This window comes from Variovorax sp. GW821-FHT09B01 (assembly GCF_059418345.1).
Genome location: NZ_JBWKPQ010000011.1, coordinates 132,068 through 152,145 on the forward strand (window position 1 = coordinate 132,068; position 20,078 = coordinate 152,145).

Genomic DNA, 20,078 nt, shown 5'->3' on the forward strand with positions numbered 1-20,078 from the left:
GAGCCGCCGACTGTAGCGGGTCCCGGCGCTCAGTCCCAGCGGTAGCGCGCGGTCATCGTCACGGCGCGTTCGTTGCCGCGGTAGCACTCGCCGTGGTAGCAGCCCGAGAAGTACTTGCGGTTGAACAGGTTGCTGACGTTGAGCGCCAGTCGCCACGGGCCGCGCTCGTAGTGCACGGTGGCGTCGGCCACCGCCACGCCGCGCTCGAAGCTCGTGTTGTGCTCGTCGCCCGCGCGCTTGCCGATGTAGCGCGCGCCGGCGCCGAAGCCCAGGCCGTTGCCCAGCGTGTAGTCGAGCCAGAGCGCGGCCGTCTGGTTCGGCACCAGCGGCAGGGTCTTGCCGATCTCGTCGCCGTCGGCGCTCTGCAGCACCCGGTTCTGCAGCCGCGAGAACGAGGCCGTGAAGTTCAGGCCCGGCATCAGCTCGCCCTTGGCCTCGAGCTCGATGCCGCGCGAGCGCACCTTGCCGATCTGCCGGCCTTCGAAGGTGACCGGGTCGTACGAGACCACGTTGTTCTTGCGCAGGTCGTAGACGGCGGCGGTGAACAGCAGGCGCGAGTCCGCGGGCTGGTACTTCACGCCGGCCTCGACCTGCTTGCCGCGGCTCGACCGGTAGGGGTTGTTCTGCGCGTCGAGCCCGGCGTTCGGCAGGAACGACTCGGTGTAGCTCAGGTAGGGCGCCCAGCCGCTGCGAAACAGGTAGGTGATGCCGGCACGGCCGCTGAACACCGAGTCGCGCTGCTCCGTGACCTTGCTTTCGAGCCAGTCCTCGGTGATCGAGCGCACGTGGTCCTTGCGCCCGCCCAGCGTCAGCATCCAGCCGTCGCCGAACTTGATCTGGTCCTGCGCGTAGAGGCCGACCTGGCGGATGCGCTGCGTGTAGTTGTTGAGCGGTTCGTCGGGTACCGGGATGAACTGGTCGTAGACCGGGAAGTACAGGTCCAGGTCGGGCGCCGGTCCGCGGAACTGGCGCGCGCGGCCCTTCTGATCGTTCCAGTCCAGGCCCAGCAGCAACGTGTGCTCGGTCGCGCCGGCGCGCAGCTTGCCCTGCAGCTGGGTGTCGAGCCCGGCCTGCGACATCGGGTCGTTCCAGCGGCGCGCGAGCCGGTAGATGGTGCGCTGGTCCTCGGCGGCCGAATCGGCCCAGACCACGCGGCGGTCGAGCCGCAGGTGGCCGTAGCGGAAGTTCTGGCGCAGCGTCCAGTCCTCGCCCAGCAGGGTCTCGAGCCGGTAGCCGGCGGAGGCCTGCTCCTGCTTGATGCCGCTGTAGCTGCGGTCGCCCATCTTGAGGTTGGTGTAGCGGCCGTTGGCGTTGATGAAGTAGGGGTCCTCGCCCGAGCTGTCCTTCAGGAACTCGCCGAACACGGTGAACGAGGTGCGTGCGTCGGGCTGCCAGCGCAGCGAGGGCGCGATGTAGGAGCGCGTGCGGTTGATGCGCTTGCCGTCGGGGTAGCGGTCCTGGTCGTTGCTGTCGAGCGAGACGCCCACCAGGCGGTAGCTCAGCGTGCCGTTCGGGCCGAAGGCGTCGCCGAGGTCGAAGGCCAACTGCTTGCGGTCGAAGCTGCCGTACTGCAGCTCGAGTTCGCGGATGCGCCCGCCCGTGGGCTGCTTGCTCACGCGGTGGATGATGCCGCCCGCGTCGCCGCGGCCGAAGGCCATCGACGACGGGCCGCGCAGCACCTCCACGCGCTCGAGCGCATAGGGCTCGGTCAGCGGATAGGTGACGTTGAACGGCGTCTGCGCGAGGCCGTCGCGGTAGGTGCTGTTGTAGGTGTTGAAGCCGCGCAGCGTGATGTCCTCCCAGCCGCGGTTGTCGGGGCCGTAGACGCTGACCGACACGCCGGGCGTGTAGGCGATCGCGGCCATCACGTCCTGCGCGCCGCGCGCCTCCATCTCCTCGCGGCCGACCACCGAGATCGACTGCGGCACCTCCACCAGCGGGGTGTCGGTCTTGGTGGCGGTCTGCGAGAGGCGCGCCGCGTAGCCGGCCACCGGCCCGGTGGCGCTCTCGCGCTGCGCCTCCACGATGATCGGCGGCATGCTGCCCGTGGCCTGGCCGGCGCGCTGGACCACGATGGCGCCGCCGGTGGCGATGGCCGAGAGGCCGGTGCCGGCGAGCGCGCGATCGAGCGCCTGGCGCAGCGACTGCGCGCCCTGCAGCGCCGGGGCCGTGAGCCTGGCCGCGAGCGCGGCATCGACCGAGATCGCCACGTTCCATTCGCGCGCCAGTGCGTTGAGCGTCTGGCCCAGCGGCTGCGCGGGCAGCGCCAGCCGGTGTTCGGCCGACAGCACCGCGGCGGCGCTTGAGGGCTGGGCCTGGGCGCCTCCCGCGGCCAGGGTGGCGGCGAGCGCGAGCGCCAGCATGGCGCAGGGAAGCGGGCGGGCGAAGGTGGCGGGAAGCCTGGGAGCCATGGAAATTACGTCCTTTGTGCGGGGTTTGCGCAGGGAAGACGTACGGGGCGGCAAAGACCGGACAAATTTTTTTCGCTGCGGTCCGCCCTCTTTGGCAGAGATGGCGGCGGCCGGCTTCAGCGCCGCGGCCGGATCAGCGCCGCGCCGCTGCCCGTGCGCTCCACGCGCACCGGCAGCACGCTCGGCAGGCTGGCCAGGAAGGTGGCGGGGTCGCGCAGCGGGAAGCTGCCGGTCAGCCGCAGGCCGCGCAGCGCGGGCTCGTCGGCCAGCTCCATCGGGCGGTCGAGGTAGTCGTTCCAGCGCGCCACCGCCTCGGGCAGCGGCGTGTCGTCGAAGGCCAGCCAGCCCTGGCGCCAGGCGCCCACGTCGCCCGGGCGCACCGCCGCGCGCGGGCCCAGGCCCTGCGCACCCACGTCCACCGCGGTGCCGGCGCCCAGTTCGATGTCGGGCGCGCGGCCGTCGTCAGGCCCCTGGCCGACCCAGACCGCGACCCGGCCCTGCGCCACCGCCACGTGCATGCGGCCGTCGCGCGCGCTCACGCTGAACACGGTGCCGAGCACGCGCACCCGGCCCCATTCGGTGTTGACGAAGAAGGGCCGTGCCGGATCGTGCGCGACCTCGCAGCGGATCTCGCCGCCCGCGAGCCGCACTTCGCGCCGGTCGCGAAAATAGGCGACCTCGACCGCGGTGCGGGCGGCCAGGTCGAGCCGGCTGCCGTCGGGCAGCGGATGCGCGATGCGCTGGCCGCGCGACGTGCGCAGCGCCAGTTCCAGCACAGGCTGGCGCCAGAACCAGCGCGCGCCGCCGGCCACCAGCACGGCCGCGCCGAGGCCGCCGAAGGCCGCGAGGATCTGGCGCCGCGTGCGCCGCGCATGGGGGGCCGAACCGGCGGCGGGCCGTGCCACCGTCTCGCGCAGCGCGCTGGCCTCGGTGGCGCTCCAGGCGCGCAGCGCGGCCTGCGCCGCCGCCTCGTGCAGCGCGTTGGCCTGGCGCCACTGGGTGAGTTCGGCCTGCGCAGCGGCGGCGGTCTCGGGCGCGCCGCCGTGCTGGCGCGCGACCAGCAGCAGCGCGTGCTCGAACAGCTTGCGCGCGGAACCCTCGGCCGGCCGGCGGCGCGCGGGCAGGGCGCCGTCGAGGCTGCCGGCGGGGGTGGACAGGGCGTCCTTCATGCCAGCACGAAGGCCGCGTCGCCCTGCAGCCGCAGGCAGTCGCAGACCGCGCGCACCACGTGCTTCTCGATCGCCGCCACGCTCACGCCCATGTGCGCGGCGGCCTCCGCGTGGCTGCAGCCGTAGATGCGCACCAGCACGAAGGCCTCGCTGCGCCGCCGGGGCATCGCCTGCAGCCGTGCCACCAGGCGCTCGAGCTGCAGCCGCGCGTCGAGCGCGCGTTCGCTCGAAGGCGCCTGGTCGCTGCAGATGCAAGCCAGGGTCTGCAGCATGCGCAGCTCGGCCTGGCGATGCCGGGCCGTGTCGATCACGATGTTCTTGCCGGTGCGGTAGAGGAGGGCGCGCAGGTCGAGCACGGCGCTGCGCTGCTGCATCGCGAGCACGCGCGCGTAGCTTTCCTGCACCACGTCGGCGGCCGCGTCGCGGTCGCGCAGCGAGCGCGAGAAGAAGCCCAGCAGTTCGGCGTAGTAGCTTGCGACCATGACCCGCGGTGTCGTCGTTGCCTGATCGAACTTGACGGGGTCGAAGCGTGCAGGCCAGAAAGAATGAGAACTATTCTTGATTATCTGGCATTTCTTGCGAAGAAGGTTCGCCAAAAGCCGCCGCTGAGGCGCCCGCGCCGCCGCCGCACACCGGGCCGCGCCCTGGTCCGACGCGTGCCGGCCGTGGCGCCGGCGCATCATTCCGGCTCTTCGGCAGCGCCAAGGAGTACGCCCATGTCCCGCTTTCCCACCCGTGCCGCGCTCGCGGCCGCCTTCCTGTCGCTCGCGGCCGGTGCCTTCACCAGCGCCCAGGCCCAGTCCGCCATGCCCGCCTGGAAGGGCGAGGGCGCCACGCGCTACGTCTGCGGCGGCATCGGCTCCGACGAGTCGAAAGCCATGCGCGCCGCGATGAAGGAGCATCCGCTGGCGCTGCTGTTCGCGCGCGCCGATGGCGCCTACCTGGCCGACCTGCAGGTCGAGATCAAGGGCGCGGACGGCGCCGCCGCGCTCTCGCTGCGCGCCTCGGGGCCGGTGTGCCTGGTCGACATTCCCGCGGGCCGCTACACGGTGGTCGCGACCACCCAGGGCGGCGAGTCGAAGAGCCAGGCCGTCACGGTCGGCAGCGGCTCGACGACCGCGAGCTTCAGGTACTGAGCGTCAGGCGGAGGCGGCGAGCGCCGCCTCGATGTCGCGCGAGAGCGAGGCCGGCGTGTCGAGCGGCGCATAGCGCTTGCGCACCTGGCCGTCGCGCCCGACCAGGAACTTGGTGAAGTTCCACTTGATGGCGGTGCTGCCCAGCAGGCCCGGCTTCTCCTTCACCAGCCACTGGTACAGCGGCGCGGCGCCGCTGCCGTTGACGTCGATCTTCTCCATCATCTGGAAGCTCACGCCGTAGTTCTTCATGCAGAAGGCGCCGATCTCCTCGTTGGTGCCCGGGTCCTGGCCGCCGAACTGGTTCGACGGGAAGCCCAGCACCGCGAGGCCCTGGTCCGCGTACTTCTCGTGCAGTTCCTCGAGGCCCGCGAACTGCGGCGTGAAGCCGCACTTGCTCGCGGTGTTGACGATGAGCAGCACCTTGCCCTTGTAGGCGGCGAGGCTCACGGGCTGGCCGTCGATCTGTCTGGCCTCGAAGTCGTAGACGCTGGTCATGGGGATTTCCTCAAGGGGTCGAAGGAGCGCGATCTTCGCTCGCGGCGGGCGTTCGCGCAAACGAGGACCAGACCGCGGCCGCCACGATCAGCGCGCCGCCCGCGAGGATGCGCGAGTTCATCGTGGCCGCGCCCAGCGCCACCGACGACACGCTCGCGAACAGCACCTCCGACAGCATGATCACCGCGGTCGCGCTGGCCGCCAGCCGCGCGGCGCCGTACTGCAGGCAGACGTTGGCGATCACGAAGCCGAAGCCCAGCAGCGCGGCCCAGCCGATCCAGCCCGGCGAGGCGGCGGTCGGCGGTGCGAAGGCGCCGAGCGCGGTGCCGGTCAGCGCGGCCGTGCCCGCCACCACCGCGCAGCCGCAGAACATCGCGAGCGCGCGCGATTCGCCGGGCGCCGCGCGCAGCTGGCGCAGCACGATGTTGGTGACAGCGAAGCCGAAGCCCGCCGCCACGCCGAGCCAGTCGGGCAGGCTCGAGGGCACGGGCCAGTCGGTGCCCGGCGTCTTGAGCACCACCGCCACGCCGGCCAGCGCCAGCGCCACGCGCGCCAGCGATCCGCCCGTGGGCCGCTCGCCCAGCACGGCCCAGCCCAGCAGCACGCTCCACAGCGGCATCAGGTAGAACAGCAGCACCACGCGCACCACGTCGCCCTGCGTCACGGCCCAGTTGAAGCCCACGTTGGTGAAGCCGGCCGCGAGGCCCAGCAGCACCAGCATCGGATGGGCCGCGAAGCCGGCCCAGGCGCCGCGGCGCAGCAGGCCCACCACGGTGGCGATCGCGAGATAGATCAGGCAGGTGGTCCACACCGGATGCAGGCCATGGCCTTCGATGTGACGGAACGGAAACCACGACAGCCCCCAGACGAAGGCATTGAAGATCAGGGCGAGGGCGGGCATCGGGCGGGCAAACCGCCGAGCATAGCGGTCCCTCGGTGCGGCCGCCGCCGGGCCGCCCCAAGGCGGGCCGCGTCTCCCCCTCGGGGGGTGGAGTTACACGACCGAAGGGCGTGAAAAGCCGGGGGGCTCAGTGATGCTTGTCGCTGCGGGCGATGGCGAGCAGGTGCTCGACTTCCTCGGGGTACTTCTTGAGGTTGTTCTCGTGCCAGCGCTTGATGATCCACATGCAGCCCGCCACCACGAAGCCGAAGGCGCTGATCGCGCCGTAGGCCGACAGGCCCAGGCCGGTGCACACGCTGTAGAAGCCGCCGAGCAGCAGGATGCAGGCCTGCTCGTTGAAGTTCTGCACCGCGATCGAGCGGCCGGCGCCCATCAGGTTGTGGCCGCGGTGCTGCAGCAGCGCGTTCATCGGCACCACCAGGAAGCCGCCGAGGCCGCCCAGGATGATGAGGAAGGGCACCGCGAGCCACACGTTGCCGATGAAGTTCATGCAGATCACCATCAGCCCCATCGCGATGCCCATGGGGATCACGCGGGTGGCCATGTCCAGCCGCATGCGCATCGAGGCCACGATGGCGCCCACGGCGGTGCCGATGGTCACCACGCCGGTGAGGATCGAGGCCTGCGTGGTGTTGTAGCCCAGCGCCAGCGAGGCCCAGGCCAGCACGATGTACTTGAGGTTGCCGCCCGCGCCCCAGAACAGCGTGGTGGTGGCCAGCGAGATCTGGCCCAGGCGGTCGCGCCACAGGCGGGCGTTGCAGTGCCAGAAGTCGGGCAGCAGGCCGACCAGGTTGCGCGCCAGGCTGTGCTCGGGGTTGGAGCGCATCGGCCGCATCTCGACGCCGGTGTGCGGAATGCGCGTGTTGAACCAGGCCGCGACCATGTAGACCACGATCAGCACCGAGAGCGCGGCCTCGGCCGGCGAATCGATGCCGGTGTCGATGAAGGGCATGTCGAAGGCCAGCAGCTTGCTCGACACCGCATGGCCCACCAGCGAGCCGCCGAGCACGATGCCCAGCAGGATCGAGGCGATCGTCAGGCCCTCGATCCAGCCGTTGGCCTTGACCAGCTGCGAGGCCGGCAGCAGCTCGGTGAGGATGCCGTACTTGGCCGGCGAATAGGCGGCCGCGCCCAGGCCGACGATCGAATAGGACAGGAGCGGGTGCGAGCCGAACAGCATCATCAGGCAGCCGAACACCTTGATGGCGTTGCTGACGAACATCACCCGCCCCTTGGGCAGCGCATCGGCGAAGGCGCCCACCAGCGGCGCGAGCACCACGTAGAAGACGGCGAAGATCGGCACCAGCGCCGCGCGCTGCCACTCGGGCGCGCCGGCGTTTCGCATGAGATCGACCGCAACGACGAAGAGCGCTTGGTCGGCCAGCGACGAAAAGAACTGGGCCGACATGATCGTGTAGAAACCGCGCTTCATCGATGGGCTGGCTGGCCAGGGGGGGCGCTGGCAGTAGTGAAAAAGTGTCGCGTGGAAGGCGAGTGGGCGGTTATAGCATGGGGGTACGACAGGCCCTGCAGGCAGCTTCTGCGTATTCGACCCCATTCCCGAAGATGCTAAAACGTGGTCTGCAAATCGTTTTCAAAGACCCTTCGCCATGCCCCGCCCCATTCTCGCCACGGTTCACACCGCTGCCTTGCGCCACAACCTCGAGCGCGTGCGCCGCAATGCGCTCGATTCCCGCGTCTGGGCGGTGGTCAAGGCCAATGCCTACGGCCACGGCATCGAGCGCGTCTACGAGGGGCTGCGCGGCGCCGACGGCTTCGCGCTGCTCGACCTGGCCGAGGCGCAGCGCGTGCGCGCGCTGGGCTGGCGCGGCCCGGTGCTGCTGCTCGAGGGCGTGTTCGAGGCGCGCGACCTCGAGCTGTGCTCGCGGCTCGACCTCTGGCACACGGTGCATTGCGACGAGCAGATCGACATGCTCGCGGCCCACAAGACCCTGCAGCCGCACCGCGTATTCCTCAAGATGAACTCGGGCATGAACCGCCTGGGCTTCACGCCGGAGCGCTTCGCGGCCGCCTGGACCCGCCTCAACGCGCTGACCCAGGTCGACGAGATCTCGCTGATGACCCACTTCAGCGACGCCGACGGCGAGCGCGGCATCGCGCACCAGGTCGAGGCCTTCGAGCGCGCCGCGCGCGACCTGCCCGGCGAGCGTTCGATCGCCAACAGCGCCGCCACCCTGCGCCATGCCGACAGCACGCGCGCCGACTGGGTGCGCCCCGGCATCGTGCTGTACGGCAGCGCGCCCGACTTCCCGGCCAACGATGCCGCCCATTGGCAGCTGCAGCCCACCATGACGCTGTCGACCAGGCTGATCGGCGTGCAGACCCTGCAGCCGGGCGACACCATCGGCTACGGCTCGCGCTTCACGGCCGATGCGCCGCTCCACATCGGCATCGCGGCGGTCGGCTATGCCGACGGCTATCCGCGCCACTGCGACACCGGCACCCCGGTGCTGGTCAACGGCGTGCGCACGCGCATGGTCGGGCGCGTCAGCATGGACATGATCACGGTCGACCTCACGCCCGTGCCCGACGCGCAGTTCGGCACCGAGGTCACGCTGTGGGGCCGCTCGGCCGTCAACGATGCGGTGCTGCCCATCGACGAGGTGGCGCGGGCCGCGGGCACCGTGGGCTACGAGCTGATGTGCGCGGTGGCCCAGCGCGTGCCCTTCGCACCCGAGACCGTCGACCACGACCGATGAAGGTCCTCTCCAACTGGCGCTCGGTGCGCCTTTGGGAGACGCAGGTCGAGCGCGACCTGCACCGCCACCACAGCCTGCGCACGCACGGCATCCTGATCGGCAGCTTCACGCTGCTGCTGATGTGGGGCGCCTCGGCGCTGCAGATGCACCTGCTGGGCGTGCAGTCGCTCGCGGTGCGCTACTTCATGACCCTGGGCGTGGGCTACCTCGGCTACCTGCTGGTGCTGCGCTGGTGGGCGCAGCGGCTGGTGGAGGGGCGCGCCGACCTCGGTGACGCGGTCGACGCGGCCGATGCCGGCGAGCTGGCCTTCGACGCGGGCAGCGCGCTCGCGCGCTCGGGTGCCAGGGCCGACGGCGGCCTGCTGTCCGATGCCGCCAGCGGCGCGCTCGAGGTCGCCGGCGGTGCCGACGAGGGCGCCGTGGTGGTCGTGCCGGTGGTCGCGATCTTCCTGGTCTGCATCGCGGTCGTGCTCGGCGCCGGCTCGCTGGTGCTGCTGTATTTCAGCTGGGACGCGCTGCTGGCCGTGGCGATCGAGGTGGCGTTCTCGTATGTCTCGGCGCGCGCCGCGGTGCGCGTGGCGCGCGAGGGCTGGCTCCTGGCCGCGGTGCGGCTGACCTGGAAGCCGCTGCTGGGCGCGGTCGCCTGCGCCGTGATCCTCGGCGCCACCCTCGACCATTTCCTGCCCGAGGCGCGCAGCCTGCCCGAGGCGGTGCGCATGCTGCTCGGGCGCTGAGGCGAGGCCCGCACCGTGGACCTGCGCACCCTGCGCTACTTCATCGCCGTGCTCGAGGCCGGCAGCCTCTCGCGCGCCGCGGGCACGCTCTACATCGCGCAGCCGGCGCTCACGGCGCAGATCAAGAAGCTCGAGGCCGAGCTCGGCGCGCAGCTGTTCGATCGCTCGCACGCGGGCGTCACGCCCACGCCCGCGGGCCTGCAGCTCTACGAGGACGCGCGGCGCCTGCTGTCCGATGCCGACGCGGTGCGCGAGCGCATCCAGCGCCTGCCGCAGGGGCCCGAGGGCTCGGTCACGGTGGCCGTGCCCTTCCTGCTGGCCTCGCTGCTGCTCGGGCCGGTGCTGGCCGAACTCAAGGCCTCGCATCCGCGCATCCGCGTGTTCGTGCTCGACGACCTGAGCCTGATGGTGAAGAAGGCCATGCTCGACCGCCGCGCCGACGTCGGCATCCTGGTCGACACGCCGCAGGTCGAGGGCCTGGCCTGCCGCCCGCTCGCGCGCGAGGCCATCTTCGCCTGCGGCTTCGACCGCGACGGCAGCGTGGCGCCGCGCCTGCGCGCCGGCCGGCGCGGCAAGGCCCGGCTCGCGCCGCGGCCCGAGATCGACTTCGCCGACGCGGCCCGACTGCCCCTGGTGCTGCAGTCGCGCCGCTTCGCGATCCGCCAGCGCGTGGAGGAGGCCGCGGCCACGCTCGGCGTGGCGCTCAACCTCGCGCACGAGCACGACTCGGCGCGCGTGATCCGCTCGCTCTATGTCTGCGGCGCCGGCTTCACCTTTACGCCGGCCTGCGCGCTGTCGGACAACCCGCCCGCGGGCGAAGGCTGGATCGCGGCGCGCGTGGTGCGGCCCGCGCTGCAGCGCAGCTACGCCATCGCCACGCCGGCCGACCGCGCGCCCGATCCCGCCGCCCAGGTGGTGGCGCGCGCCCTCGTGCGGCAGGCCGCGCGGCTGATCGCCGAGGGCCGCTGGGAGGCCGAGCTGCTCGCCGAGGTCGAGCCCGAGGCATAGCGCGGCGCCGGTCTTGCAACCGAGGCCATCAATGCGATTGATGGCTCGGCATCAGCAAACGGTATTTCCCGTGCCGGGGCGCTTTGGCGGACAGTGGCGCATCGCATGCAAGAACGCATGCCTGCCCCCAGGAGACACCCCTTGCCCCAGACCACCCCCCGGGTCGCCAACGTCGGCGAACTCGTTTCGCGCTGCGCGCGCCTGCACGGCCCGCGGATCGCGCTGCGCACCGAATCGCGCAGCCTCAGCTACGAGGCGCTCGACCGCCGCTCGAACCGCCTCGCCAACGCGCTGCTGGGGCTGGGCCTCGCGCGCGGCGACCGCGTCGGCATCTACCTGCCGAACTGCATCGAGATCGTCGAGGTCGAGCTGGCCTGCTACAAGGCCGCGCTGGTCAAGGCGCCGTTCAATGCGCGGCTCTCGCCCGCCGAGGTCGGCGAGATCGTCGCCAACAGCGGCGCCGCGTTGATCGTCACCACGGCCGAGCGCGCGGAAAGCTTCCTGCCGCACCTGAAAGGCGACGCGCGCCCCATGCTGCTGTTCGTCGACGTGCCCGAGGGCGACGCCGCTTCGTATGAGGGCGCGCTCGGCCGCGCCAGCGACGCCTTCGAGGCCGCGAGCGTCGAGGCCGACGAGCTCGCCGTGCTGCACTACACCTCGGGCTCCTCGGGCGTGCTCAAGGCCGCGATGCAGACCTTCGGCAACCGGCTCGCGCAGCTGCGCAAGTTCCTCGTGCGCTCCGAGGGCATGCGCGAAGGTCACCTGCTGGGCCTGGTCGGTCCGGTCACCCATGCCTCGGGCATGCAGATCGTGCCCGCGCTGTGCAGCGGCGCCACCATCCGGCTGTTCGCGGGCTTCGAGCCCGGCCGCTTCCTCGCCGACATGAAGGCCGAGCGCGTGACCCACACCTTCATGGTGCCGACCATGATCAACATGCTGCTGGCCGAGCTCGAGGGCCGCTACCGCCCGCTGCCCGACCTGCAGCGCCTGGGCTACGGCGCCGCGCCGATGGCGCCCGCGCGCATCCTGCGCGCCATGGACGTGTTCGGCCCGGTGCTGTCGCAGGGCTACGGCGCGGGCGAGACCACCTCGGGCGTCTGCGGCCTCGGCGTGGAGGACCACCTGTTCGCGCGCGCCGCCGCGCCCGAGCGGCTGGCCTCGTGCGGCCGGCCCTTCCTCGAGTCGCTGGTGGAGATCGTCGACGACGCGGGCCAGCCCGTGGCCCGCGGCGAGATCGGCGAGATCGTGGTCAGCGGCCCCGACGTGTTCGCCGGCTACTGGCGCGCGCCCGAGCTCACGGCCGAGGTGCTGCAGAACGGCCGCTACCACACGGGCGATCTCGCGCGCGCCGACGACCAGGGCTTCGTCTACATCGTCGACCGCAAGAAGGACATGGTGATCAGCGGCGGCTTCAACGTCTATCCCTCGGAGGTCGAGGCCGTGCTCTACCAGCACGAGGCCGTCGCCGATGCCTGCGTGTTCGCCGTGCCCGACGACAAGTGGGGCGAGGCCGTGGCCGCGCACGTGGTGCTCAAGCCCGGCCATGCGCTCGACCTGGGCGCGCTCGATGCCTTCTGCGCCGAGCGGCTCGGCGGCTTCAAGCGGCCGCGCCGCGTGGAGTTCGTGGGCGCGCTGCCGAAGAACCCGAACGGCAAGGTCGCGCGCAAGGCGATCCAGGCGCCGTACTGGGCCGGCCAGAGCCGCATGGTCAACTGAAGGCGGGGACGGACATGAACGCATCCCTCCCGTCGTCCGGCGCCCATGCGCGGCCCTTTGAAGGTTCCGCGCGCGCGGCCGAGCTGATCGCGCGCATCGAGGACTTCCTGCACGGCGAGCTCGCCGACCTGGTGCGCGCGCACGGCATCGACCACGAGCACGGCGCGAGCCGCGAGTTGCTGCGGCAGGTCTGGCGCCGCTCGCAGGCGCTGGGCTTCTACGGCATGACGCTGCCCGAAGCCATGGGCGGGCTCGGCCTCAGCGTGCTCGACCACGTGCTCGTGAAGGAAGCGATCTACGCGAGCGGCTCGCCGCTGGCGCCGCACGTGCTCGGCGAGCTCAGCGGCCCGCCGCGCGTGGGCGCGCTGGTGCGCAAGGCCACGCCGCACCACATGGAGCGCTTCATCGTGCCGGTAGCGCGCGCCGAGAAGGCGATCTGCTTCGCGCTGACCGAGGCCGAGGCCGGCTCCGACGCGGGCGCGGTGCAGACGCGCGCCGTGCGCGAGGGCGAACACTTCGTGCTCAACGGCCGCAAGCGCTTCATCTCGGGCTCGCCCTTCGCCGACTTCGCGGTGCTGATGGCCTCCACCGCGAGCGACCCGGCGCAGCGCGAGGTCAGCGCCTTCTTCGTCGACCTCGCGCAGCCCGGCGTGCGCGTGGAGGCCGGCTACAAGACCATGGCGGGCCAGTCGCACACCGGCGACATCGTGCTCGAGGACTGCCGCATCCCGGTGGCGAACCTCGTCGGCGAACCCGGCCGCGGCCTCGCGCTCGCGCTCGGTCGCATCACGGTCAACCGGCTGCTGCACTGCCCCGCGATGGTGGGGCTGGCCGCGGTGGCGCTGCGCGATGCCTGCGAGTACGCGAGCCGGCGGCGCCAGTTCGGCCGCGCCATCGGCCAGTTCCAGGCGATCCAGCACATGCTCGCCGACATGGCGACCGAGCTGGCGGCCGCGCGCGCGCTGATGCTCGCGACCGCGCGCCAGATCGACGCCGGCTCGGAGGCGCGCGCCGAGGCCTCGATGGCCAAGCTGTTCTGCTCCGAGTCGGCCTTCCGCATCGCCGACCGCGCGGTGCAGATCCATGGCGGCGAGGGCATCGTGCAGGGCCGGCGCGTGGAGTTCCTGTTCCGCATGCTGCGCATGTACCGCGTGCTGACCGGCACCAGCGAGATCCAGCGCAACACCATCGCGCGCGAGCTGCTCGGCGAGCTTCCGGGCTGAACGCATCAACCAAGAACGACAAGGAGACAACCCCATGTGCTTCACGGACCGCCGCCGCTTCCTCGGCACCGCTTCCGCCGCGTTGGCCGCCTTCGCGCTGCCGGCCGCCTCGCGTGCCCGCGCGGCCGCCGCGCCCTGGCCCGAGCGCCCGATCAAGTGGGTCGTGCCCTACCTCGCGGGCACCGGTCCCGACATCACGGCGCGCGTGCTGGCCGAGGCCGTGGGCCCGCTGCTGGGCCAGCCGGTGGTGATCGAGAACAAGGGCGGCGCGGGCGGCAATATCGGCGCGCGGCTGGTGGCGCGCGCGCCGGCCGACGGCTACACCTGGATCTACTCGGCCGCGCCGATGGCCGCCAACATGCGCATGTACCGCAGCCCCGGCTACGACGCGCTCAAGGACTTCCGCCACCTCATGCGGCTCACCACCTCCGACATCGTGCTGGTGGTGAACGCCAACGCCGGCATCGCGAGCCTGGCCGAGCTGGCCGCGAAGGCGCGCGCGAACCCCGGCAAGCTCGACTACGCCTCGGGCGGCGTCGGCACGCCCTCGCACCTCGGCGTGGAGCTGCTGCTGAACGCGCTCGGCGCGCAGGCCACGCACGTGCCCTACAAGGGCGCCTCGGAACTGGTCAACGCGATCCTTGGCCAGCAGGTGGTGTTCGGCACGCCGATCCTGTCGGTGGCCGCGCCGCAGATCCAGGCCGGCAGGCTCAAGGCGCTCGCGATCGCGGGCGCGCGCCGCAACCCCACACTGCCCGAGGTGCCCACGCTGGCCGAGCTCGGCGTGAAGGGCGTCGAGCTGACCTCCTGGGGCGGCATCTCGGTGCCGGCCGGCACGCCCGACGCGATCGCCGAGCGCATCCGCGCGGCCTTCGAGAAGGCGCTCGCGCAGCCCGCGGTGCAGGCCACGCTGGCCGAGAACGGCGGCCTGGCCAGCCCGCAGGGCGCGCGCGAGTACACGCACGGCTTCACGCAGGAGATGGCGCTGACCGAGACGATGATGAAGCAGGCGGGGCTGCAGCCGCAGTGAGGCTCAGCCCTCGGTGCCGAGGTGCGCCACGAGGTGGTCGATCAGCACCCGGCACTTGGGCACGGTGAAGCGGTTCGGCGGATAGAGGATCCACGCATGGCCGTGGTAGTTGCCGCGGAACTCCCAGTCGCCGAGCACGCGCGCCACGCGGCCCTCGCCCAGTGCCTGCTGCGCCGAGAAGGCCGGCACGCAGGCCACGCCCAGGCCGGCCGTCGCGGCCTCCATGCGCATCTCGCTGTGGTTGGCGATGTAGCGGCCCTGCACCGTCACCTCCACGTCGTCCTCGCCGGGGCGGCTGAAGCGCCAGTGGTTGTCGCGCTCGTGCTCGCCCAGCGACAGGCAGCTGTGGGCCGCGAGATCGCGCGGGTGCGCGATGGCCGCATGGCCCTCGAGGTACGCGGGCGCGGCCACCAGGATGTGCGCCACCGCCATCAGCCGGCGCGCCACCAGCCCCTCGGGCGGCTCGGTGGTGAGCCGCACCACGAGGTCGACGCCCTCGCGGATCGGATCGATGTCGCGGTCCTCCACGATCAGCTGCACGTCGACCGCGGGATGGCGCGCGAGGAAGTCCAGCACCAGCGGATGCAGCACCCGGCGCGCGAAGGCCTTGGGCGCGCTCAGCCGCACCAGCCCGCGCGGTTCGGCCGAGAAGCGCTGCGCCAGCGCCATCGTGTCCTGCGCCGCGGCCGCCAGTTCGCGGCAGCGCTCGAAGGCCTCGGCGCCGGCCTCGGTCAGGCGCAGCTGGCGCGTCGTGCGCTGCAGCAGCTGCACGCCGATCTCCTTCTCGAGCCGCTTCACCTGCCGGCTCGCGGCCGAGGGCGTGATGCCCAGCAGGTCGGCCGCGGCCGAGAAGCTGCCGAGCTCGGCCACGCGCAGGAAGGCCACCATCTCGGGCAGTACCTTGAGGAATGAATTCGGTCCCACGGTGCAACAGTCCTGTTCCTGCGGATGGCTACTCGCCGCGATCGAGGCCCGGAACAATTCCGCCTCGGTCCCCGCGCATGGCGCGCGGGCATCGGCATCGAACAGGCGGAGTATGGATTCAAAGCGCGCGGGCGGCATCGCCCTCACCCCCGGCGGCGTGCCGGCCCGGCCCGGCTTCGGCATGGCCGAACTCATGCTGCTGCTGGTGGCGGCGGTCTGGGGCGGCAGCTATGCGGTCGCCAAGCAGGCCACGCTGCAACTGCCGGTGCTCGAATTCATCGCGCTGCGCTTCGGCCTGACCTTCCTCGTGCTGCTGCCGGCGCTGCGCCCGCTGGTCGGGCCGCAGTGGCGGCAGGGGCTCGCGGTGGGCGGGCTGCTGGGCGCGAACCTGCTCGCGATCTTCGTCTGCGAGACCTTCGGCGTCTCGCTCACCAGCGCGAGCAACGCCGCCTTCCTGATCAGCCTGTGCGTGGCCTTCACGCCGCTGGCCGAATGGTGGCTGCTCGGCGAGCGGCCCGCGCCGCGCGTGTTCGCGGCTGCGGCGATCTCGCTCGCGGGCGCCGCGCTGCTGTCGCTGAGCGCGCATGCCTCGGCCAGTTCGGCCGGCCTGGGCTGGGGCGATGCGCTGATGGTCGCGGCCGCCGTGCTGCGCGCCCTCATGGTCTGCCTGACGCGCCGCCTCGCGGGCCGCCATGCACTGCCGGCGCTCACGCTGACCGCGGTGCAGGCGGGCACCATGGCGCTGGGCGCGGCCGCGCTGGCGCTCGCGGTGTCGGGCGGTGCCTGGCATGTGCCGCCGGCCACGGCCTCGTTCTGGTGGGGCATGGCCTACCTCGTGCTGCTGTGCACCGTGTTCGCCTTCTTCGCGCAGAACCATGCGGCCTCGCGCACCAGCCCGAGCCGGGTCTCGCTGCTGATGGGCAGCGAGCCGGTGTTCGGCGCGCTGATCGCGGTCTGGGGCTTCGGCGAACGGGTCGGCCCGGGCGGCTGGATCGGCGGCGCGATGATCGTCGCGGCCGCGTGGTGGGTCACGCTGCCGCCGCGCCGGGGCTGAGCCGGCCGGGCATGGCATCCTCGGAGCGCATGACCGATTTCTCCGTGGCCCATGGCCCCCACACCCTGCGGGGCTCGATCCTTCCGAATGCCGCGGGCGAGCCGCCGCGCGTGCTGGCGCTGCATGGCGGCGGCGTCCAGGCCTCGCGGCGCGGCATCCGCTACCTGCTCGACGGCCTGGTGCAAGGTGGCGTGCCCTGCGCCTCCTTCGACTTCTGCGGCCATGGCGAGAGCGGCGGGCAGCTCGAGGGCTCGAGCCTCGCGCACCGCGTGGCGCAGGCATGGACCGTCGCCGAGCAGGTGGCGCCGGGCCGGCCGCTGTCGCTGATCGCCAGCAGCATGGGCGGTCACATCGCCTGTGCGCTGATCCCCGTGCTGAACCCGTCGGCACTGGTGCTGTTCTGCCCCGCCGCCTACGTGGCCGAGGCCGAGAGAGCGCCCTTCGGCCCGCGCTTCCAGGGCCTCCTGCGCGCGACCCGCGACGAGGACTACGCAGCCTCGCCGGCCTTCGCCGCGCTCGATCGCTTCGAGGGCCGGCTGCTGCTGGTGCTCGGCGGCGAGGACGCGGTCATTCCCGCCGCGGTGCTCGCGCAGTACGCGCAGCGGGCGCGGCGCGCGAAGAGCGTGGAAGTGCTGCGGCTCGCGGGCGCGGGCCACAAGCTGCACGAATGGCTGCCCGCGCATCCGCGGGACCACGCGCGCGTGCTCGAGGCCGCGCTGCGCACGCTGGCGTAGCGCCGGCGCCGCTCAGTACAAGCCGAGCTGCCGCGTCTTCAGGCGCGCCAGCCCCAGCAGCGCATCGGTGAACGGCGTCGCCACGGCGGTCAGTTCGCCGAGCTCGCGCACCACGGTCACGAGGGCGTCGAGCTCGACCGAGCGGCCGGCCTCCACGTCCTGCAGCATCGAGGTCTTGAAGGCGCCGAGCTTGCGCGTGACGGCGTGGCGGTCTTCCGGGCTCTGCGCGATCTCGATGCCGATGCGACGACCGATCTCCTTGGCCTCGAGCATCACGGCCGAGATGAAGCCGCGCACGTAGTCGTCGCCCATGATCAGGTCGGTGGTGGCACCGGTCAGCGCGCTGATCGGGTTCACCGTCATGTTGCCCCAGAGCTTGAACCAGACGTCGCGCTGGATCTGCGGCGACAGCGTGGTCTCGATGCCCGTGGCCTGCAGCAGCTCGACCAGCTTCTTCACGCGCGGCGTGGCCTCGCCCGAGGGCTCGCCCACGATCAGGCCGTTGCCGAAGTGGTGCCGCACCACGCCGGGCGCGTCGAGCGAGCAGCTGCAGTGCACCACGCCGCCGATCACGTTGGCCGCGGGAATGGCATTCGCGATCGCGCCGTCGGGGTCGACCGCACCCAGGCGGTGGCCAGCGATGGGGCCGCCGAAGCCGCCCTCGAGGAACCACCAGGGCACGCCGTTCATTGCGGTAAGCACCAGGGTGTCGGCACCGATCAGCGGCGCGATGCGCTCGGCCACGCCGGCCAGCGCCGGCGCCTTGACGGCGATCACCACCAGGTCCTGCACGCCGAGTTCTTCCGGGTCGGCCACCGCGTTGACCGGCACGCGCGTGCGCACGTCGCCGCGCATCAGCGAGAGGCCGTCGCGCTGCAGCGCTTCGAGCGTGGCGCCGCGCGCCACCACGTTGAGGCGCTGGCCCGCTTGCGCGAGGCCGACGCCGATCCATCCGCCGATCGCGCCGGCGCCGTAAATGCAGATCTTCATGGTCGGATCGTAGCGGTCAGGCGCGGTAGGAAGGATCGATGCGGTCGACCTGGCGCACCAGGGCATTGAACACGTCCTGGCCGGCGCCGTGCGCGGGGCTGAACTGCAGCGCGTCGCGCGTGCAGCGGCGCGCGATCTCCTCGCTCACGGGGATCGCGGCGCCCATCGAGAAGGTCGCCATCTGGATCTCGCAGGCGCGCTGCAGCGTCCAGAGGATCGCGAAGGTCTGCGGCAGGGTCTGGCCCCAGGCCAGCAGGCCGTGGTTGCGCAGGATCACGGCGTTGCGGTCGCCGATGCTCTGCAGCAGGCGCGGGCCCTCGTCGGCGTGGATGGTGATGCCCTCGAACTCGTGGTAGGCCACCATGCCGTGCAGCTGCGCGGTATAGAAGTTGGTCTGCTGCAGGCCGCCCTGCAGGCAGGCCACGGCCACGCCCGCGGTGGTGTGCGTGTGCATCACGCAGTGCGCGCCCTCGAGGCCGTCGTGGATCGCGGCATGCACCGTGAAGCCGGCCGGGTTGACCGGGAAGGTCGAGCCGTCGAGCACGCGGCCCTGCAGGTCGATCTTCACCAGGTTGCTGGCCGTCACCTCGCTGTAGTGCAGGCCGAAGGGATTGATCAGGAACTGCTTCTCGCCACCGGTCACGCTGTCGGGCAGCCGCACCGTGATGTGGTTGTAGATCATCTCGGTCCAGCCCAGCATCGCGAAGATGCGGTAGCAGGCCGCGAGCTCCTCGCGCGCGGCGCGCTCGTCGGGATGGATCGAGGGATGGACCAGGGCCGACGCGGACGACGGCGTGGTGGTGGCGAGAGAGGTCATTGCAGTTCCTTCATGGGGTTAGCCTTCCGCGGTGAAGCCGACTTCCTTGACGATCGGCGCCCACTTGGCGGTGTCTTTCTTCAACAGTTCGGTCAGCTCGGCGGGCGTGGACGACATGGCTTCCAGGCCGAAGGTGCCGAGGCCGTCGACCACGTCCTTCTGCGCCAGCGCGTTCTTCATCGAGGCGTTGAGCCTCGCGACCAGCTCGGGCGAGGCCTTGGCCGGCAGGAAGAAGGCGAACCACTCGCTGTGCGCCATGTCCTGGATGCCCTGCTCGCCGAAGGTCGGCACGTCGGGCGCGAAGCGGCTGCGCTTGGCGCCCGAGACGCCGAGGATGCGCACCTTGCCCGTGGGCAGGTGCTGCGTGATGTCGCCGATCGGGCCCGACACCGCCGAGATGTTGCCGCCCAGCAGGTCGAGCATGGCCGGCTGCGTGCCGCGGTAGGCCGCGTGCTTGAGCTCGACGCCGCCCTTCTTGCCGAGCAGCGCGCCGATGAAGTGCGGCGTGGAGCCGGCGGCCGGCGAGCCGTAGTTGGCGCCGGCCGGGTTGGCCTTGGCCCAGGCCAGGAATTCGGGCACGGTCTTCACGCTGGCCGGCACGGCCGGGCCGACCGCGAAGCCGAAGTCGAAGATGCAGCCGATGGTCACGGGCGTGAGGTCGACCATCGGGTCGTACGGCAGCTTCTTGTAGATGTGCGGGTAGATCGTGAGGATCGAGGTCGGCGTCTGCAGGATCGTGGTGCCGTCGGCCGGGCGGCCCTTGACGTAGCCGACCGCGATCTGGCCGCCCGCGCCGGTGCGGTTCTCCACCACGGCCGCGCGCGCGTAGTCGGGGCTCAGCTTGGTCGCGACCCGGCGGCAGATGGTGTCCGAGGTGCCGCCGGCCGCGAAGCCGGTGACGATGGTCGCGGTCTCGATGCCGGCCTGCGCGAAGGCCCGTTGGCCGATGCCGGCAAGCAGCGCGGAGGCGCCGGTGGACTGCAGCAGCTGGCGGCGGGTGAAGCTCATGATGGTTC

The 20,078-nt window shown here is 71.9% G+C and carries 19 protein-coding genes; 9 read left to right on the plus strand and 10 right to left on the minus strand.

Translation table 11 applies throughout. The features are described 5' to 3' along the window. Positions 1-29 precede the first annotated feature (29 nt). The 3 genes from AC07RV_RS26955 to AC07RV_RS26965 all read right to left on the minus strand — a co-directional run bounded on the left by AC07RV_RS26955 (position 30) and on the right by AC07RV_RS26965 (position 4,062). The gene (locus AC07RV_RS26955; protein ID WP_296774531.1) at positions 30-2,411 is read right to left on the minus strand and encodes a TonB-dependent siderophore receptor; all 2,382 of its coding nucleotides are present in this window, start codon (positions 2,409-2,411) and stop codon (positions 30-32) included. A gap of 116 nt (positions 2,412-2,527) precedes the next feature. After that, the gene (locus AC07RV_RS26960; protein ID WP_296774533.1) at positions 2,528-3,580 is read right to left on the minus strand and encodes a FecR family protein; all 1,053 of its coding nucleotides are present in this window, start codon (positions 3,578-3,580) and stop codon (positions 2,528-2,530) included. Beyond that, positions 3,577-4,062 carry a sigma-70 family RNA polymerase sigma factor gene (locus AC07RV_RS26965; protein ID WP_296774534.1) on the minus strand — a complete coding sequence of 162 codons (486 nt, stop codon included), beginning with the start codon at positions 4,060-4,062 and terminating at the stop codon, positions 3,577-3,579. Before AC07RV_RS26965 ends, AC07RV_RS26960 begins: the two co-directional genes overlap by 4 nt. Positions 4,063-4,296: 234 nt before the next feature. On the opposite strand from AC07RV_RS26965, the gene AC07RV_RS26970 reads away from it, so the two are divergent. After that, entirely contained in the window at positions 4,297-4,716 is a 420-nt protein-coding gene (locus AC07RV_RS26970) for a carboxypeptidase regulatory-like domain-containing protein (protein ID WP_296774536.1), read from the plus strand. 3 nt (positions 4,717-4,719) lie between these two features. Here the strand turns inward: AC07RV_RS26970 and AC07RV_RS26975 are convergent, their stop codons facing one another. The 3 genes from AC07RV_RS26975 to lplT form a co-directional block, all read right to left on the minus strand. Then, positions 4,720-5,211: a glutathione peroxidase gene (locus tag AC07RV_RS26975; RefSeq protein ID WP_093343949.1), complete on the minus strand. Its 492-nt coding sequence runs from the start codon at positions 5,209-5,211 to the stop codon at positions 4,720-4,722. 10 nt (positions 5,212-5,221) lie between these two features. Beyond that, positions 5,222-6,112, minus strand: a complete 891-nt coding sequence (locus AC07RV_RS26980; RefSeq protein ID WP_208509047.1) for a DMT family transporter — start codon at positions 6,110-6,112, stop codon at positions 5,222-5,224. 127 nt (positions 6,113-6,239) lie between these two features. Next, positions 6,240-7,544 (minus strand): lysophospholipid transporter LplT, encoded by a 1,305-nt coding sequence (gene lplT, locus AC07RV_RS26985; RefSeq protein ID WP_093343952.1) that lies wholly within the window; start codon positions 7,542-7,544, stop codon positions 6,240-6,242. A 178-nt stretch (positions 7,545-7,722) separates the two neighbouring features. On the opposite strand from lplT, the gene alr reads away from it, so the two are divergent. The 6 genes from alr to AC07RV_RS27015 all read left to right on the plus strand — a co-directional run bounded on the left by alr (position 7,723) and on the right by AC07RV_RS27015 (position 14,543). Next, the gene (alr, locus tag AC07RV_RS26990; RefSeq protein ID WP_296774539.1) at positions 7,723-8,832 is read left to right on the plus strand and encodes an alanine racemase; all 1,110 of its coding nucleotides are present in this window, start codon (positions 7,723-7,725) and stop codon (positions 8,830-8,832) included. After that, on the plus strand, positions 8,829-9,566 hold the full coding sequence (locus tag AC07RV_RS26995) for a hypothetical protein (RefSeq protein WP_296774541.1): 738 nt from the start codon (positions 8,829-8,831) through the stop codon (positions 9,564-9,566). The genes alr and AC07RV_RS26995 overlap by 4 nt, the downstream gene beginning before the upstream one ends. Positions 9,567-9,581: 15 nt before the next feature. Beyond that, positions 9,582-10,574 carry a LysR family transcriptional regulator gene (locus tag AC07RV_RS27000; RefSeq protein WP_296774543.1) on the plus strand — a complete coding sequence of 331 codons (993 nt, stop codon included), beginning with the start codon at positions 9,582-9,584 and terminating at the stop codon, positions 10,572-10,574. A 141-nt stretch (positions 10,575-10,715) separates the two neighbouring features. Then, entirely contained in the window at positions 10,716-12,290 is a 1,575-nt protein-coding gene (locus tag AC07RV_RS27005; protein WP_444814051.1) for an AMP-binding protein, read from the plus strand. 14 nt (positions 12,291-12,304) lie between these two features. Then, complete coding sequence (locus AC07RV_RS27010) at positions 12,305-13,513, plus strand: acyl-CoA dehydrogenase family protein (RefSeq protein WP_296774546.1); 1,209 nt, start codon at positions 12,305-12,307, stop codon at positions 13,511-13,513. A gap of 34 nt (positions 13,514-13,547) precedes the next feature. After that, positions 13,548-14,543 (plus strand): tripartite tricarboxylate transporter substrate binding protein, encoded by a 996-nt coding sequence (locus AC07RV_RS27015; RefSeq protein WP_296774548.1) that lies wholly within the window; start codon positions 13,548-13,550, stop codon positions 14,541-14,543. Positions 14,544-14,546: 3 nt separating this feature from the next. Here AC07RV_RS27015 and AC07RV_RS27020 read toward each other — a convergent pair whose 3' ends face one another. Beyond that, positions 14,547-15,467, minus strand: coding sequence for a LysR family transcriptional regulator (locus AC07RV_RS27020; RefSeq protein ID WP_296774550.1), 921 nt, complete (start codon positions 15,465-15,467; stop codon positions 14,547-14,549). A gap of 112 nt (positions 15,468-15,579) precedes the next feature. Here AC07RV_RS27020 and AC07RV_RS27025 point away from each other — a divergent pair, with 112 nt between their 5' ends. Further along, positions 15,580-16,521, plus strand: coding sequence for a DMT family transporter (locus AC07RV_RS27025; RefSeq protein WP_296774552.1), 942 nt, complete (start codon positions 15,580-15,582; stop codon positions 16,519-16,521). A gap of 29 nt (positions 16,522-16,550) precedes the next feature. Then, on the plus strand, positions 16,551-17,255 hold the full coding sequence (locus AC07RV_RS27030; RefSeq protein WP_296774553.1) for an alpha/beta hydrolase: 705 nt from the start codon (positions 16,551-16,553) through the stop codon (positions 17,253-17,255). A 12-nt stretch (positions 17,256-17,267) separates the two neighbouring features. On the opposite strand, the gene AC07RV_RS27035 is transcribed toward AC07RV_RS27030, so the two are convergent. From AC07RV_RS27035 to AC07RV_RS27045, 3 genes are read right to left on the minus strand one after another with little or no spacing between them, the layout of a single operon-like run. Continuing rightward, on the minus strand, positions 17,268-18,245 hold the full coding sequence (locus AC07RV_RS27035; protein WP_296774555.1) for a 2-dehydropantoate 2-reductase: 978 nt from the start codon (positions 18,243-18,245) through the stop codon (positions 17,268-17,270). Between the two features lie 16 nt (positions 18,246-18,261). After that, positions 18,262-19,062, minus strand: a complete 801-nt coding sequence (locus AC07RV_RS27040) for a class II aldolase/adducin family protein (RefSeq protein WP_093343968.1) — start codon at positions 19,060-19,062, stop codon at positions 18,262-18,264. Between the two features lie 18 nt (positions 19,063-19,080). Beyond that, positions 19,081-20,070, minus strand: a complete 990-nt coding sequence (locus AC07RV_RS27045) for a Bug family tripartite tricarboxylate transporter substrate binding protein (RefSeq protein WP_208510155.1) — start codon at positions 20,068-20,070, stop codon at positions 19,081-19,083. Between the last annotated feature and the right edge of the window lie 8 nt (positions 20,071-20,078).

Coding starts and splice junctions, on each gene's coding strand:
- AC07RV_RS26955 (WP_296774531.1), bottom strand. CDS start 2,411: ATGGCTCCCAGGCTTCCCGCCACCTTCGCCCGCCCGCTTCCCTGCGCC.
- AC07RV_RS26960 (WP_296774533.1), bottom strand. CDS start 3,580: ATGAAGGACGCCCTGTCCACCCCCGCCGGCAGCCTCGACGGCGCCCTG.
- AC07RV_RS26965 (WP_296774534.1), bottom strand. CDS start 4,062: ATGGTCGCAAGCTACTACGCCGAACTGCTGGGCTTCTTCTCGCGCTCG.
- AC07RV_RS26970 (WP_296774536.1), top strand. CDS start 4,297: ATGTCCCGCTTTCCCACCCGTGCCGCGCTCGCGGCCGCCTTCCTGTCG.
- AC07RV_RS26975 (WP_093343949.1), bottom strand. CDS start 5,211: ATGACCAGCGTCTACGACTTCGAGGCCAGACAGATCGACGGCCAGCCC.
- AC07RV_RS26980 (WP_208509047.1), bottom strand. CDS start 6,112: ATGCCCGCCCTCGCCCTGATCTTCAATGCCTTCGTCTGGGGGCTGTCG.
- lplT (WP_093343952.1), bottom strand. CDS start 7,544: ATGAAGCGCGGTTTCTACACGATCATGTCGGCCCAGTTCTTTTCGTCG.
- alr (WP_296774539.1), top strand. CDS start 7,723: ATGCCCCGCCCCATTCTCGCCACGGTTCACACCGCTGCCTTGCGCCAC.
- AC07RV_RS26995 (WP_296774541.1), top strand. CDS start 8,829: ATGAAGGTCCTCTCCAACTGGCGCTCGGTGCGCCTTTGGGAGACGCAG.
- AC07RV_RS27010 (WP_296774546.1), top strand. CDS start 12,305: ATGAACGCATCCCTCCCGTCGTCCGGCGCCCATGCGCGGCCCTTTGAA.
- AC07RV_RS27015 (WP_296774548.1), top strand. CDS start 13,548: ATGTGCTTCACGGACCGCCGCCGCTTCCTCGGCACCGCTTCCGCCGCG.
- AC07RV_RS27025 (WP_296774552.1), top strand. CDS start 15,580: ATGGATTCAAAGCGCGCGGGCGGCATCGCCCTCACCCCCGGCGGCGTG.
- AC07RV_RS27030 (WP_296774553.1), top strand. CDS start 16,551: ATGACCGATTTCTCCGTGGCCCATGGCCCCCACACCCTGCGGGGCTCG.
- AC07RV_RS27035 (WP_296774555.1), bottom strand. CDS start 18,245: ATGAAGATCTGCATTTACGGCGCCGGCGCGATCGGCGGATGGATCGGC.
- AC07RV_RS27040 (WP_093343968.1), bottom strand. CDS start 19,062: ATGACCTCTCTCGCCACCACCACGCCGTCGTCCGCGTCGGCCCTGGTC.
- AC07RV_RS27045 (WP_208510155.1), bottom strand. CDS start 20,070: ATGAGCTTCACCCGCCGCCAGCTGCTGCAGTCCACCGGCGCCTCCGCG.